Source organism: Streptomyces sp. NPDC059906, from assembly GCF_042730645.1.
In the GTDB taxonomy this organism is placed as follows: domain Bacteria; phylum Actinomycetota; class Actinomycetes; order Streptomycetales; family Streptomycetaceae; genus Streptomyces; species Streptomyces rubrogriseus.
This window is the reverse complement of the sequence record NZ_JBHWKU010000003.1, coordinates 78,451-93,075: the sequence shown is the minus strand read 5'-3', so window position 1 is coordinate 93,075 and position 14,625 is coordinate 78,451. Positions and strand designations below refer to the sequence as shown.

Here is a 14,625-nt window from a genome sequence, read left to right as displayed (position 1 = left end):
GATGCCTCCAGGATCAGCGCGCACGGAGCGCGGCGACGGCGACCACCGCGGGCACCGTGATGAGCAGGACGAAGACGAGCGGTGACGTGGTCCCGTGCGAGGAACGCTGCGGCGCCCGGGCGGCACGGTGGCGCGGATAGTGCACCGGGCTGAGCGACGGACGGGGCGTGGGCGTGACCGAGGGCGCGGGGGCGGGCGGCGCGGGGCGGACCGGCGGCGGGGTGGGAGCGGGCGTCGGCGTCGGGCTCGGCTCAGGGGCGGGCCGCGGCGGCGCCGGCCGCGGGGCGGGAGGCGGCGGCGGTTCGGGCTCCGGCGCCGGTGGCTTCGGCGGGGGCGGCTTCGGGGCGGGCGGAGGAGTGGGCTCGGGCGGGGGCGGCGTCGGTTCGGGGTCCGGTGGGGGCGTCGGCGTTGGTGTCGGTGTCGGCTTGGGACAGGGCGGGAAGGTGGGCCAGGAGGCGCTCCCGGCGACCGCCACCGCGTCGGTGCCGTCCGGTCCGGTCGACGCGTACGCACACGCGTCGGCCCGGGCCGCGCCGACCGGTATGCCGACGAGGGTGAACGTCAACGTCACCAGGGCCAACACCCGTCCGGCAGCGGCGGATCGGGTCGGTTCGGGTCCATGCACGACGCAGATCATGAAGCCTGGCGCACCGTCCCACGCCCGAGTACCCGGTGATTGCCCCGAAGGAGGGACATGGCCCCACCAGCGGTTTGACGGGGGCGGAACTGCCCGCGCCGGGGCCCGTAAGCCTGTACGAGGCACCGCGCGCCGGTGGCGGACGGGAAGAAAACCCGCGACCGGTTGAACACAACGGGCTTCCCCGTGCGTACCCAGTGTCGTGCGGCGGCCCAGCAGGGCGCCCCAACACCTTCGTGACGATCGGGGATTGACGATGAAGACCTCCTGGCGGAGCGCCTCACTCGTGGCGGGCGCCGCGGCGCTGCTGGCGCTGACGACGGCGTGCGGCCAGGACGGCGGCGGCCCCACCGGCAGCCAGAACGTGGGCGCCACGGCCGCCCCCGGCGACGTCGGCGACCTGGGCACCGGCGCCGGTGACGGAGTCGGCACCGGCGCGGGCGCCGGACAGACCTCGGCGAGCGCTCCGGAGCCGGCGGGCAAGCTGTCCGTCTCGGCGAACGCCGAGATCGGCGATCTGGTGACCGACGGAGCGGGCCGCACCCTCTACCGCTTCGACGCCGACACCGCCGAGCCGCCCAAGACGACCTGCGAGAACGACTGCGCCACCAAGTGGCCGCCGGTCGCCGCGGACGACGCCCTCGCCGGCGAGGGCATCGACAAGGACCTGCTCGGCGAGGTCGCCCGCCCCGACGGCACCAAGCAGCTGACGATCGGCGGCTGGCCCGCGTACCGCTACGCCAAGGACACCGCCGCCGGGGACGTCAAGGGCCAGGGCGTCGGCAAGAAGTGGTACGCGCTGGCCGCCGACGGCAAGAAGGCCAAGGCCGAGCCGGCCGCCGGGCTGTCCACCCGCGAGGACCCGAAGCTCGGCGAGATCGTCGTCGACAAGAACGGCATGACCGTCTACCGCTTCATGAAGGACGAGGCCTGGCCGAAGCCGGTGTCGGCCTGCACCGGCGCCTGCCTGGCGAAGTGGCCGGTCGTGGCGCCCGTCGAGGCGAACGACACCGAGGGCGTCGAGAAGAAGGGCTTGATGAGCTTCACCCGGCCCGACGGCGCCGCCCAGCAGACGATCGACTGCTGGCCCATCTACACCTTCGCCGGCGACAAGGAGGCCGGGGACACCAACGGTCAGGGCGTCGGCGGCACCTGGTACGCCGTCAAGCCCGACGGAAAGCCGGTCGGCGCGCCGAAGAAGTAGCGACCTCCCGCCCGCCGCCCTTCGGCGTCCGACCAGCGGACCGTCCCCTCCGTGCCCAGCGGAGGGGACGGTCCCGTTCGGGCGCTTTGGCATGCCTTCGCCCACGGCACGTGCCCCGGGCAGTGACCGGGAACGGACGGTCAATTTCCGTTTGGGCTCGCCCCTTTGGCGGGCGATCAGTAGCCTCAGCTCGAACACCGGATCGCCTATGCCTTGGAGAGCTAGATGGAGCGTCCCGCCTGGGCCCCTCGCAGCATCGACATCTCGGTGCCCAGCGTGTCCCGGATCTACGACTTCTACCTGGGCGGTTCGCACAACTTCGAGGTGGACCGCGAAGCGGCCCGCAGGGCCATGGAGTTCATGCCGGGGCTCCCCAAGATCATGCAGGCGAACCGGGCGTTCATGCGCCGGGCCGTGCGCTTCGCGGCCGGCGAGGGCATCGACCAGTTCCTCGACATCGGCTCCGGCATCCCGACCTTCGGCAACGTCCACGAGGTGGCCGGACGCAGCCGCCCCGGCGCCCGCGTGGTGTACGTGGACCACGACCCGGTCGCGGTCGCGCACAGCGAGGCCGTCCTGGCGGGCCACGACGGCGCGGACGTCGTGGCCGGCGACCTGCTCAAGCCGCGAGAGATCCTGGCCAGCCCCCAGGTGGAGCGGCTGATCGACCTGAATCGGCCGGTCGCCCTGCTGCTGGTTGCCATACTGCACTTCGTGGAAGACGAGGACGACCCGTACGCTGCGGTGGCCGAGCTGAGCGACGCGCTCGCGCCCGGCAGCCTGCTCGTCCTCACGCACGCCTCGTACGAGAACATCCCGCTGCCCGCCGAGCGGGCCGGAGGCGCGGTGGACGTGTACAAGGACATCCGCAATCCGCTGATCATGCGTTCGCGCGAGCACATCGCGCGGTTCTTCGAGGGGTACGACATGGTGGAACCCGGACTGGTTCCGATGCCGCGCTGGAGGCCGGAGGGGGAGCCCGAGGAGGAGGACCCGTACGCGTTCTCCGGGTTCGCCGGCGTGGGGCGTACGGCGTGAGCGCCGAGCCGGACGGGCCGGAGGACAGGCTGCGCCGGTTCGCGACGATCTGGAGCCGGGCCGTGTTCCCGGTGACCTCGACGTCGTCCACCCGGCCCGAGTTCGAGGCGGAACTGCTGCCGCTGGCCCGCCGGCTGAGCGACGTGCTGCGCGCCCGCAGCTTCGACGCGGAGGAGGCCAGGGCCGTCGGCGCCGCCCTCGTCGACGCCCACTGCACCGACCCCGACGCGCTCTCCCGGACGCTGGACTGCGTCGACGCCTACCTGGTGCTCTACTGCGGCGAGGACGGCGACCCGGAGGACCTGCGGGCCCGTTCGGCCCGGCTCCAGCACGCCATGGCGGCCGGGTTCGCCGGGGCGCTGCGCGCCCGTACCCTCGCCGAGCAGGAGGCCATCGCGCAGGCCGCCCTGAAGGCGCAGGGCGTGGTCGCCGAGGCCCTGCACGCCAGCGAGGCCCGCTTCCGCGCGGTCTTCGAGGGCGCCGCCATAGGCATCGGCATCGCCGACCTGGAGGGCAACATCCTCCAGGTCAACGAGGCGTTGATGCGCATGTTCGGCATCGCGGACGCCACGTTCGGCGGTCGCCGGGCCACGGAGTGGACGCACCCCGACGACGCGCCGCAGACCTGGCGGCTCTACGAGGAGCTGGTGCGCGGCGAACGCGAGCACTACCACGTGGAGAAGGCCTTCTACCGGCCCGACGGGACGGTCCTGTGGACCAACCTCACCGTCTCCCTGCTGCGCGACGCCGACGGCACCCCGCAGTACCAGCTCGCGCTGATGGAGGACACCACCGAGCGGCGGCTGCTCAACCTCCGGCTGCGCTACGAGGCCACGCACGACGCGCTCACCGGCCTGCCCAACCGCAGCTTCTTCTTCGAACGCCTGGAGAAGGCCCTGAACGCGGGCCCGGGCCAGCGCTTCGGCCTGTGCTATCTCGACCTCGACGGCTTCAAGACCGTCAACGACAGCCTCGGCCACGCGGCCGGCGACCGGCTGCTCGTGGAGGTCGCCGACCGGCTCCAGGGCTGTGCCACCGCGCCCGGCGAGATGGTGGCCCGGCTGGGCGGCGACGAGTTCGTGGCGCTGACCACCGGACCGGACACCCGCCGCGAGGTCGACGAGCTGGCCGGCCGCATCATGAACGCGCTGCTCGCGCCGGTCAGCGTCGACGGCCGGGAACTGACCGTGCGCGGCAGCATCGGCATCGTCGAGGGCCCGGCGGGGGAGCGCAGCCCGGCCGAGGTGCTGCGCAGCGCCGACATCACCATGTACCGGGCCAAGTCGGCGGGGGGCAACCGCTTCGAGCTGGCCGACCCGGAGGCCGACGCCCGTGTCATCACCCGGCACGGGCTGACCACGGCGCTGCCCGCGGCGCTGGAGCGCGGCGAGTTCTTCATCGAGTACCAGCCGCTGGTCCACCTCGGTGACGGCAGTGTGCGCGGCGCCGAGGCGCTGGTGCGCTGGCTGCACCCGCAGCACGGGGTGCTCGGCCCGGACCGGTTCATCCCGCTCGCGGAACACACCGGGCTGATCGTGCCGCTGGGCCGCTGGGTCCTGGAGCAGTCGGTGCGGCAGGCCCGCGTCTGGCGGGAGCGGTACGGCGAGAGCGGCGCCGCGGGCCCGCTGCGCATCAACGTCAACCTCTCGCCCTGCCAGCTCACCCACCCCGGCCTGGTCCAGGACACCGTCGAGATCCTGGAGCGGGCCGGTGTCACGCCCGACGCGCTGTGCCTGGAGGTGACCGAGTCGGCGCTGATCGGCGCGGACGACGACCTGCTGAAGCCGCTGCGCCGGCTGGCCGAGATGGGCGTCGACATCGCCCTGGACGACTTCGGCACCGGCTACTCCAACCTCGCCAACCTGCGCCGGCTGCCGGTGAGCGTCCTCAAGCTGGACCGCTCGTTCACGCAGAGCATGCAGCAGTTCCCGGCGGACGCCGTCGACCTGAAGATCGTCGAGGGGATCGTCGCCCTGGCCCACAGCCTGGACCTCGCGGTCACCGTGGAGGGCGTGGAGACCGGCGCCCAGGCCGAGCAGTTGCGCATACTGGGCTGCGACACGGCCCAGGGCTGGTACTACGCCCGCCCGGGCCCGCCGGAGCGGCTGCACGAACTGGCCCTGGTGGACGCCACGGGCTGAGCGGGGCCGCCGGTCCGTCCGGGACCCGTCACGGCCGGCCCAGGCTCCGCCCCGGGCGGCTCGGGCCATGCGTCGCCGCATGTGCCCGTGCGGCATCCCGGCCCCGGGGCGGCCCAGCCTGCGCCTTGCCGCAGGGCGGCCGGCGTGGGTGGCTTGGCTCCCGCCCCGGCGCGGACGGCTCGGTTCACGCCCCGGCGCGGACGGTTCTCGGTTCACGCCCCGGCGCGGGTGCGTCGGCTCCCCTGCCGGCGCGGGCGTCTCCGTTCTCCTCCCGGCGCGGACGCCCCGGCTTCTGCCCCGGCGCGGACGGTTCTCGGTTCACGCCCCGGCGCGGGTGCGTCGGCCCCCCTGCCGGCGCGGGCGTCTCCGTTCTCCTCCCGGCGCGGACGCCCCGGCTTCCGCCCCGGCACCGACGACTTGGTTCACGCCCCGGCGCGGGCGGCCTCGGCGGCTTCCGTCGCCGCGCGGACCAGGGCCGCGGTCGCCGTCGAGCGGGACTGCCGGGGCCAGGCGAGGGCCAGGACGACCGGCGGCGCGTCCGGGACCGGGCGGTAGGCGACGCCCGGCCTCGGGTAGCGGGCGGTCACCGAGGCGGGCAGCAGGGTGACGACCTTGCCGAGGGAGACCGCCGTGAGCACCTGGGCCAGGTCGTCGTGGCCGCGCCGGGCCTCGTCGATGTGCCGCTCCACGCTGCCCGCGTCGAGGCCCAGGTCGGCCAGCTCCAGTTGGTCGCGGGCGGCGAGCGGGTGGTCCGCGGCGAGGACGGCGACGCGCGGTTCGGCGGCCAGCGTCTCGGTGTCGAGGCCGGTGCCGTCGAACGGCGCGTGGACCAGGGCGACGTCCGCCTCGCCGGCGCGCAGCAGCCGCGGCTGCTCCTGCCACCCGCACAGCCGGACGGCGACCGGCACGGACCCGGGCTCCGACGCGTAGCGGGCGAGGATCGGCTCCAGCAGCCCCCCGTCCCCGTCGGCCTTCACGGCCAGCACCAGCTTCGGTCCCCCGGCCGCCCGCCGGGCCCGCCGCCCGGCGGCTTCCAGCGCGTCCAGCGCGACGCGCGCCTCGGCGAGCAGCACGTCCCCGGCCGGGGTCCGGGGCACCCTGTGGGTGGTCCGCTCGAACAAGGCGACACCCAGTTCCGCCTCCAGACGGCGGATCGCTCTGGACAGCGGCGGCGGGGAGATGCCCAGCCGCTCGGCGGCCCGCGCGAAGTTCAGCTCCTCGGCGACCGCCACGAAGTAGCGCAGGGGACGCGACTCCATGCCCGCCTCCTCCGATGCCGCCCGGTATTACCTTCAGGGTAACAAGCGGGATCCGATCGGTCCTTCAGTTCCGGCTGCCCGGCGAACAGGATGGGAGAGCGCCGGAGAGCGAACGGCAGCAGGCTTCCCGCCCGGCGCGCACCCTCTCCTCTCCCTCCCTGAACCGGAGTTGTGCTCGTGATCGTCATCACCACCCCGACCGGCGGAATCGGCCGACAGGTCCTCGACAACGTCCTGGACGCCCTCGGCGCCCGGGACGACGGGACCGCCCTGCGCGTCATCGCCCGCGATCCGGGCCGGCTCAGCGCCTGGGCCCGGGAGCGGGCCCAGGTGTTCCAGGGCTCGCACGCCGACCCCGAGGTCCTGGGCGCGGCCTGCGAGGGTGCCGACCAGGTGTTCTGGCTGGTGCCGCCCGCGCCCGGCGCCGACAGCGTCGAGGACCACTTCCGGGACTTCACGCTGCCACTGTGCGAGGTGATCGCGCGGCGGGGCGTGGCACGGATCCTCGCCGTCTCCACCCTCGGACGCGGCGTGGCGAAGGACGCCGGACCGGTCTCCGCCTCGCTCGCCATGGACGACCGGATCGCCGCCACGGGCGTCCACTACCGGGCCCTGTGCCCGCCCTTCCTGATGGAGAACCTGCTCGGGCAGGCGGCCGCCCTGCGCGACACCGGCGAGTTCCGCATGGCGTACGCCGCCGACCGCGTCCTGCGCACCTGCGCCACCGCCGACATCGCCGCCACCGCCGCCCGTCTGCTCCTCGACGACTCCTGGACCGGCCGCGCCGACGTCCCGCTCGTCGGCCCCGACGACCTCACCCCGGAGGGCATGGCCGAGGTGCTGTCCGACGTACTGGGCCGTCCGGTACGGGTACGGGAGACCACCCCGGAGGCCTACAAGGCGTCCGCCCTGCGGTTCGGGGCGAGCGAGAGCGGGGCCCAGGGTCTGGCCGACATGGCCTCGGCGATGGACGCACAGGGCTTCTACGGCGCGGCCGAGCCCAGCACCCCGGACACCGCGCCCACGAGCTTCCGCCGCTGGTGCGAGGAGGTCCTCAGGCCGGCCACGCTCGCCTGACGGCGGAACCGAGCCCCCGAGCCGGAGGCCTTCACCGCTCCAGCAGCATCCGCTGCAGCTCCCGCGCCGCCCGCGGCGGAGCCACGTCGCTGCGGTGCGCCAGGGCGATCGTCCGGTACAGGCCGGGCCGGGCCAGCGGGGTCACCCGCAGTCCGCGTCCGGAGCGGGCGGCCACCATCCGCGGCACGACCGCCATGCCGAGCCCGGCCCGCACGAAACCCAGCACCGCGTCCATCTCCCCGCCCTCCACGGCGAAGTCCGGTTCGAACCCGGCCGAGCGGCACGCGGCCACGGTCAGCTCCCGCAGGTCGTAGCCGTGCCGGAACATCACCAGACGCTCGCCCTCCAGGTCGGTGATGCGCACGGCACGGCGCCCGCCGCCCGGCCGGGGCGACTCCGGGGAGGACACCACCACCAGGTCCTCCCGCAGCAGCTCCACCGTGGTCAGCGCCGGTGACGCGGTGGGCAGCGGCAGCACGACCAGGGCGAGGTCCAGCGCACCGCGTGCCAGCTCGCGCACCAGGTCGTGCGAACCGCCCTCCTCGATCAGCAACTGGATGCCGGGATAGCGGTCGTGGAAGGCACGCAGCACGTCCGGGAGCAGGCCGGTGCACAGGCTCGGGGTGGCGCCCAGCCGGACCCGGCCCCGGCGCAGCTGCGCCAGCTCCAGCACCTCGTGCCGGGCGGTGTCCGCGTCCGCCAGGATGCGCCGGGCCAGCGGCAGCAGCGCCTCCCCGGCGTCGGTGAGCGTGATGTTCCCGCGCGCCCGCAGGAACAGGTCGGCGCCCAGCTCCCGCTCCAGCGCCTTGATCTGCTGCGACAGCGAGGGCTGCGCCACGTGGACCACCTCGGCGGCCCGGGTGAAGTGCCGGGTCTCGGCGACCGCCACGAAGTACTGGAGCTGTTGCAACTGCATACCGCGAGCATACGACGTCGATAGGCAAGCCCTATGGAAACCAGGCGTTCCATGTCTTGGACCGATGGGGCACCGGCCCCGTAACGTCCTGTGACATGGCTCTGGCAACGCGGACGGACCGACGGCCGTCCATGGCGCGCACCGTGTGGGACTCGACCGTCGGCAAGAAGACAGTGATGGCCCTCAGTGGTCTCGTCATGCTGCTCTACCTGGTCGCCCACATGATCGGGAACCTGAAGATCTACTTCGGGGCCGAGGAGTTCAACCACTACGCCCACTGGCTGCGCACGGTCGGCGAGCCGTTCATGCACTACGAGTGGACGCTCTGGCTGATCCGCGTCGTGCTGGTGGTCGCCGTCGTCGCCCACGCCGTCTCCGCGTACCAGCTCAGCCGCCGCGACATCAAGGCGCGGCCCAGCAAGTACGTGCACAAAAAGGCCCGTTCCAGCTACGCGACGCGCACCATGCGCTGGGGCGGGATCATCCTCGGCCTGTTCATCGTCTGGCACATCCTCGACCTGACCACCGGCACCGTGCACTCGGGCGGCTTCGAGACGGGCAAGCCCTACCAGAACGTCGTGGACACCTTCTCCACCTGGTACGGCAACGTCATCTACATCGTCGCGATGCTCGCCCTCGGCCTGCACATCCGGCACGGCTTCTGGAGCGCGGCCCAGACCCTCGGCGCCGGCAGCCGCACCCGCGACCGGGCCCTGAAGACGACCGCGAACGTCCTCGCGCTGCTGCTCACGATCGGCTTCGTCGCCGTACCCGTGGGCGTCATGACCAAAGTGGTGAGCTGACATGACAACCTACGCCGACTACACGACCGGCGAGCCGGTCGCCGACACCAAGGCCCCGGCCGGACCCGTCAACGAGCGCTGGGACACCCGCCGTTTCGAGGCGAAGCTGGTCAACCCCGCCAACCGGCGCGGGAAGACCGTCATCGTCGTCGGCACCGGCCTCGCGGGCGGCTCCGCGGGCGCGACGCTGGCCGAACAGGGCTACCACGTCGTCCAGTTCTGCTACCAGGACTCCCCGCGCCGCGCCCACTCCATCGCCGCCCAGGGCGGCATCAACGCCGCGAAGAACTACCGCAACGACGGCGACTCGATCCACCGCCTGTTCTACGACACCGTCAAGGGCGGCGACTTCCGCTCCCGCGAGTCCAACGTGCACCGCCTCGCGCAGATCTCCGTCGAGATCATCGACCAGTGCGTGGCCCAGGGCGTGCCCTTCGCCCGCGAGTACGGCGGTCTGCTCGACACCCGCTCCTTCGGCGGCGTGCAGGTCTCCCGCACCTTCTACGCCCGCGGCCAGACGGGCCAGCAGCTCCTGCTCGGCGCCTACCAGGCGCTCAGCAGGCAGATCGCGGCCGGAAACATCGAGATGCACGCCCGCACCGAGATGCTCGACCTGATCGTCGTGGACGGCCGGGCCCGCGGCATCGTCGCCCGCGACCTGATCACCGGGAAGATCGACACCTACTACGCGGACGCCGTCGTCCTGGCCAGCGGCGGCTACGGCAACGTCTTCTACCTCTCCACCAACGCCATGAACTCCAACGCGACCGCGATCTGGCGGGCGCACCGGCGGGGTGCCTACTTCGCCAACCCCTGCTTCACGCAGATCCACCCGACCTGCATCCCGCGCACCGGCGAACACCAGTCCAAGCTGACCCTGATGAGCGAGTCGCTGCGCAACGACGGCCGGATCTGGGTGCCGAAGGCCAAGGGCGACGACCGGCCCGCCAACAAGATCCCCGAGGACGAGCGCGACTACTACCTGGAGCGCGTCTACCCGTCCTTCGGCAACCTGGTCCCGCGTGACATCGCCTCCCGCGCCGCGAAGAACGTCTGCGACGAGGGCAGGGGAGTGGGCCCCGGCGGCCAGGGCGTCTACCTGGACTTCGCCGACGCCATCGAGCGCATGGGGCGCAAGGCGGTGGAGGCCAAGTACGGCAACCTCTTCGACATGTACCAGCGGATCACCGACGAGGACCCGTACCGGGTGCCCATGCGGATCTACCCGGCGGTGCACTACACGATGGGCGGACTGTGGGTCGACTACGACCTCCAGACCACCGTCCCCGGCCTGTTCGCGGTCGGCGAGGCCAACTTCTCCGACCACGGCGCCAACCGGCTCGGCGCCTCCGCGCTGATGCAGGGCCTGGCCGACGGCTACTTCGTCCTGCCGGCCACCATCAACGACTACCTCGCCCGCAACCCCCACAAGGACGACGTGGACGACGACCACCCGGTGGTGCAGGAGGTGCTGGCCGAGACCGAGGACCGGCTGAACCTGCTGCTGTCCGTGGACGGCGACCGCACCCCGGACTCCTTCCACCGGGAACTGGGCGAGCTGATGTGGGAGTTCTGCGGCATGGCCCGCACCGACTCCGGCCTGCGCAAGGCCCTGGAGCGCATCCCGCAGATCCGCGAGGAGTTCTGGCGGCGCATCAAGGTCCCCGGCACCGGCGAGGAGTTCAACCAGTCGCTGGAGAAGGCCAACCGCATCGTCGACTACCTGGAACTCGCCGAGCTGATGTGCCTCGACGCGCTGCACCGCGCCGAGTCCTGCGGCGGCCACTTCCGCGAGGAGTCCCAGACCCCCGACGGCGAGGCGGCCCGCCGGGACGACGAGTTCGGCTACGCCGCCGCCTGGGAGTTCACCGGCACCGGCGACGCCCCCGCCCTGCACAAGGAAGACCTGGTCTTCGAGTACGTCCACCCCACCCAGCGGAGCTACGCATGAAGCTCACCCTGCGCGTCTGGCGGCAGAAGAACGCCGACGCCGACGGCGCCATGTCCACGTACGAGGTGGACGGCATCTCCAGCGACATGTCCTTCCTGGAGATGCTCGACACCCTCAACGAGGAGCTCATCCTCAAGGGCGAGGACCCGGTCGCCTTCGACCACGACTGCCGCGAGGGCATCTGCGGCGCCTGCTCGCTGGTCATCAACGGCGACGCCCACGGCCCCGAGCGCACCACCACCTGCCAACTGCACATGCGGTCCTTCCAGGACGGCGACAGCATCGACATCGAGCCGTGGCGGGCCTCCGCCTTCCCGGTCGTCAAGGACCTGGTCGTCGACCGTTCCGCCTTCGACCGGATCATCCAGGCCGGCGGCTACATCACCGCGCCCACCGGGGCCGCGCCGGAGGCGCATGCCACGCCGGTGCCGAAGCCGGACGCCGACCTTGCCTTCGAGCACGCGGAGTGCATCGGCTGCGGCGCGTGCGTGGCGGCCTGCCCCAACGGAGCGGCGATGCTGTTCACTTCCGCGAAGGTGAACCACCTGGGCGTCCTGCCGCAGGGCGCGCCCGAGCGCGAGACACGGGTGCTCGACATGGTGGGGCAGATGGACGCGGAGGGGTTCGGTGGGTGCACGCTCACCGGAGAGTGCGCGACCGCGTGCCCGAAGGGCATCCCGCTGATGTCCATCACCAGCATGAACAAGGAGTGGCTGCGGGCCGCACGGAAGGTGCAGCGGTAGGGGTTCAGTGAACGTTCGCCGACAAGGTGCGGACGGGCGGGGTCGAGGGAGGTGCTCCCCTCGGCCCCGTCTCGCTTCTGCTCCCGGCATTCAGGAAGCGCACATCCGGGCTCCCGGCAGTCGTCATGTGCAGTACAGCCGACGTCGGGAGAACTGTGGCGGAGCCGTCCCCACCACCACCGTTCTCACGACCAGGAGAGCACCCATGACCGGCGTACTGACCGCGGACCGTCCCCCGAAGCCCGCCGCTCCCCACCGCTACACCGTCGCCCTCGCCCGCGACGAGGACGACGTACGGGCCGCGCAGCGGCTGCGGCACGACGTGTTCGCCGGGGAGATGGGAGCACTGCTGGCGAGCGCCGAGCCCGGATACGACGCCGACCCCTTCGACGCGTACTGCGACCACCTGCTCGTGCGCGAGGAGACGACCGGACAGGTCGTCGGAACCTACCGGTTGCTGCCGCCGGAGCGCGCGTCGGTCGCCGGACGGCTGTACGCGGAGGGCGAGTTCGACCTCACCTCCCTGGACGCGATCCGGCCCTCCCTGGTCGAGGTCGGCCGGTCCTGTGTGCACCCCGACCACCGCGACGGCGCCGTCATCGGACTCGTCTGGGCCGGCATAGCCCGCTACATGACCGACCGCGGCCACGCCTGGCTGGCGGGTTGCTGCTCACTCCCGCTCGCCGACGGCGGTGCGCTGGCCGCCGGAGCCTGGGACCGGGTGCGGACCAAGCACCTGGCGCCCGAGGAGTACCGGGTACGGCCGCTGCTGCCGTGGGTCCCCCGCCCGGCGGCGCCCGCCGCCCGCACCGAACTGCCGGCGCTGCTGCGCGGCTACCTCCGGCTCGGCGCCTGGGTCTGCGGGGAGCCCGCGCACGACGTGGACTTCGGCGTCGCGGACCTGTACGTGCTGCTGCCGATGAACCGGGTCGACCCGCGTTACCTGCGGCACTTCCTCTCGCTGGCACCGGCCTGATGAGCGGCTGGCTGCCCCTGGCGCCCTGCACGCCCGCCGCGTGCGTGGAACGGACCCGGGCCGCGGCGGCCGTACCGCGCGCCGTGCTGCGCCTCACCGCGGTCGCCGTGCTGCTCCTCGCCGGGATCGCCGTCGTGCTGGCCCCCTCCGGCCTGCGGCGCAGGCTGCCCGCGGCCATGGTGCGGCGCTGGTGCCGGTGGGTGGTGCGGGCCGCGGGCGTCCGGGTCCGCGTCACGGGGGCCGCCGTCCCCCGGGGCGGGCTGCTCCTCGTCGCCAACCACGTCTCCTGGCTCGACATCCCGCTGCTGGCCGCCGTACGCCCCGCGAGGATGCTGGCCAAGAGCGAGATCCGGCGCTGGCCCGTGGCGGGCGGGCCGACGGCGCGCGCCGGGGTGCTGTTCATCGAACGGGACCGGCCGCGGGCCCTGCCGGACACGGTCGACGCGATCGCGCGGGCCCTGCGCGCGGGCGCCGCCGTGGCCGCCTTCCCCGAGGGCAGCACGTGGTGCGGACGGGCCCACGGACCCTTCCGCCGGGCGGTGTTCCAGGCCGCACTGGACGCCGCCGTGCCGGTCCAGCCGGTCCGGATCCGCTACCGGGCCGGGGAGCGGAGGGTGAGCACGGCGCCCGCGTTCGTCGGCGTGGACACGCTGCTCGCCTCCCTGTGGCGGGTGGCGTCGGCGCGCGGACTGACCGCCGAGGTGGAGGTCCGGCCCGTCGTACCGCACGGCCGCCACCGTGACCGCCGCGCCCTGGCCCGGGCCGTCGAGGACGCGGTCCACGGTGACCAGGGGAAAGCACCTTCGAAAAGTATGTGTGCTTTGTGAGGTTTGTGCCGTTTCCATACCGCTGGATGCGGACAACCGGAAGGCAGGCACTCGAAAGGAGGGTGATGGCAGATGATCACCCGTGAAGAGATCGCCAACGTCCTGGACCAACCGGTCTACGACGGTGACGGCAACAAGATCGGCGACGCGAAGCATGTCTTCTTCGACGACATGACCGGGCGCCCCGAGTGGGTGAGCGTCAAGACGGGCATGTTCGGCTCCACCGAGTCCTTCGTGCCCATCCGGGACGCCGCACTGGTGCAGGACCACCTCGAGGTTCCCTACGGCAAGGACCAGGTCAAGGGCGCGCCCTCTGTCGACGTCGACGCGGGCGGCCATCTGTCGGAGACCGAGGAGCACCGGCTCTACGACTACTACGGCATCAACTGGGACAGCGTGCTGTCCGAGGCCGAGCGCACCGACGACGGCCGCTCCGCCGCGGGAACGGGCACGGCGGGCGCGGCCGGAGCCGCCGGTGCGGCGGGTGCGGCGGGCGTGGCCGGCCGGACCGGCGAGGCCGGCGGGAAGGACATGCGCGCTGCGGCCGGTACCGGCGGCACCGCCGGGACCGCCGGGACCGCGGGCGGCATGACCGGCCGCAAGGACGCCATGGCACGCGAGGGCATGCGCGGCGACGAGGCCATGACCCGCTCCGAGGAGCAGATGCACATCGGCGTCGAACGGCACGAGTCGGGCCGGGCCAGGCTGCGCAAGTACGTGGTGACGGAAGAGGTCCAGCAGACCGTTCCGGTGACCCACGAGGAAGTGCGCGTGGTGCGCGAGCCCATCACGGACGCCAACCGTGACGAGGCCCTGGCCGGGCCGGAGATCAGCGAGGCCGAGCACGAGGTCACGCTGTACGCGGAACGCCCCGTCGTGGAGACGGAGACGGTGCCGGTGGAGCGGGTCCGGATGACCACGGAGGAGCTCACGGAGAACGAGACGGTGCGCGGCCAGGTCCGCAAGGAGCGCATCGAGGCCGAGACCGAGTCCTTCACGGAGGACGAGACGGGCCGGGGCGGCAAGCGGCGGGGCCGCGAGTGACCGTCCCCC

Annotated in this window: 13 protein-coding genes; 10 read left to right on the top strand and 3 right to left on the bottom strand. The window is 72.9% G+C overall.

What is annotated here, in order from left to right:
- Positions 1 to 13 precede the first annotated feature (13 nt).
- Positions 14 to 145, bottom strand: a complete 132-nt coding sequence (locus ACFV9J_RS05835) for a hypothetical protein (RefSeq protein WP_385350378.1) — start codon at positions 143 to 145, stop codon at positions 14 to 16.
- A gap of 748 nt (positions 146 to 893) precedes the next feature.
- Between ACFV9J_RS05835 and ACFV9J_RS05830 the strand changes: the two genes are divergently transcribed.
- From ACFV9J_RS05830 to rmdA, 3 genes are all read left to right on the top strand, one after another.
- Positions 894 to 1,841, top strand: a complete 948-nt coding sequence (locus tag ACFV9J_RS05830; protein WP_385351310.1) for an SCO0930 family lipoprotein — start codon at positions 894 to 896, stop codon at positions 1,839 to 1,841.
- Between the two features lie 225 nt (positions 1,842 to 2,066).
- On the top strand, positions 2,067 to 2,879 hold the full coding sequence (locus ACFV9J_RS05825) for an SAM-dependent methyltransferase (RefSeq protein ID WP_385350375.1): 813 nt from the start codon (positions 2,067 to 2,069) through the stop codon (positions 2,877 to 2,879).
- Positions 2,876 to 5,020 carry a cyclic Di-GMP phosphodiesterase RmdA gene (gene rmdA, locus ACFV9J_RS05820; protein WP_385350373.1) on the top strand — a complete coding sequence of 715 codons (2,145 nt, stop codon included), beginning with the start codon at positions 2,876 to 2,878 and terminating at the stop codon, positions 5,018 to 5,020. The genes ACFV9J_RS05825 and rmdA overlap by 4 nt, the downstream gene beginning before the upstream one ends.
- A 422-nt stretch (positions 5,021 to 5,442) precedes the next feature.
- Here rmdA and ACFV9J_RS05815 read toward each other — a convergent pair whose 3' ends face one another.
- The gene (locus ACFV9J_RS05815) at positions 5,443 to 6,279 is read right to left on the bottom strand and encodes a LysR family transcriptional regulator (protein ID WP_385350370.1); all 837 of its coding nucleotides are present in this window, start codon (positions 6,277 to 6,279) and stop codon (positions 5,443 to 5,445) included.
- A 177-nt stretch (positions 6,280 to 6,456) separates the two neighbouring features.
- On the opposite strand from ACFV9J_RS05815, the gene ACFV9J_RS05810 reads away from it, so the two are divergent.
- Positions 6,457 to 7,356, top strand: coding sequence for an NAD(P)H-binding protein (locus ACFV9J_RS05810; RefSeq protein ID WP_385350368.1), 900 nt, complete (start codon positions 6,457 to 6,459; stop codon positions 7,354 to 7,356).
- A gap of 31 nt (positions 7,357 to 7,387) precedes the next feature.
- On the opposite strand, the gene ACFV9J_RS05805 is transcribed toward ACFV9J_RS05810, so the two are convergent.
- Positions 7,388 to 8,272 carry a LysR family transcriptional regulator gene (locus ACFV9J_RS05805; protein WP_003977934.1) on the bottom strand — a complete coding sequence of 295 codons (885 nt, stop codon included), beginning with the start codon at positions 8,270 to 8,272 and terminating at the stop codon, positions 7,388 to 7,390.
- Between the two features lie 131 nt (positions 8,273 to 8,403).
- Between ACFV9J_RS05805 and ACFV9J_RS05800 the strand changes: the two genes are divergently transcribed.
- From ACFV9J_RS05800 to ACFV9J_RS05775, 6 genes are all read left to right on the top strand, one after another.
- The gene (locus ACFV9J_RS05800; protein WP_385351307.1) at positions 8,404 to 9,075 is read left to right on the top strand and encodes a succinate dehydrogenase; all 672 of its coding nucleotides are present in this window, start codon (positions 8,404 to 8,406) and stop codon (positions 9,073 to 9,075) included.
- 1 nt (position 9,076) lies between these two features.
- The gene (locus tag ACFV9J_RS05795) at positions 9,077 to 11,026 is read left to right on the top strand and encodes a fumarate reductase/succinate dehydrogenase flavoprotein subunit (protein ID WP_385350363.1); all 1,950 of its coding nucleotides are present in this window, start codon (positions 9,077 to 9,079) and stop codon (positions 11,024 to 11,026) included.
- The gene (locus ACFV9J_RS05790; protein WP_385350361.1) at positions 11,023 to 11,769 is read left to right on the top strand and encodes a succinate dehydrogenase/fumarate reductase iron-sulfur subunit; all 747 of its coding nucleotides are present in this window, start codon (positions 11,023 to 11,025) and stop codon (positions 11,767 to 11,769) included. The genes ACFV9J_RS05795 and ACFV9J_RS05790 overlap by 4 nt, the downstream gene beginning before the upstream one ends.
- Before the next feature lie 205 nt (positions 11,770 to 11,974).
- Positions 11,975 to 12,745: a GNAT family N-acetyltransferase gene (locus tag ACFV9J_RS05785; protein WP_385350358.1), complete on the top strand. Its 771-nt coding sequence runs from the start codon at positions 11,975 to 11,977 to the stop codon at positions 12,743 to 12,745.
- Positions 12,745 to 13,572, top strand: coding sequence for a lysophospholipid acyltransferase family protein (locus ACFV9J_RS05780; RefSeq protein WP_385350355.1), 828 nt, complete (start codon positions 12,745 to 12,747; stop codon positions 13,570 to 13,572). The genes ACFV9J_RS05785 and ACFV9J_RS05780 overlap by 1 nt, the downstream gene beginning before the upstream one ends.
- A gap of 72 nt (positions 13,573 to 13,644) precedes the next feature.
- On the top strand, positions 13,645 to 14,616 hold the full coding sequence (locus ACFV9J_RS05775) for a DUF2382 domain-containing protein (RefSeq protein ID WP_385350352.1): 972 nt from the start codon (positions 13,645 to 13,647) through the stop codon (positions 14,614 to 14,616).
- The last annotated feature ends 9 nt before the right edge of the window (positions 14,617 to 14,625 follow it).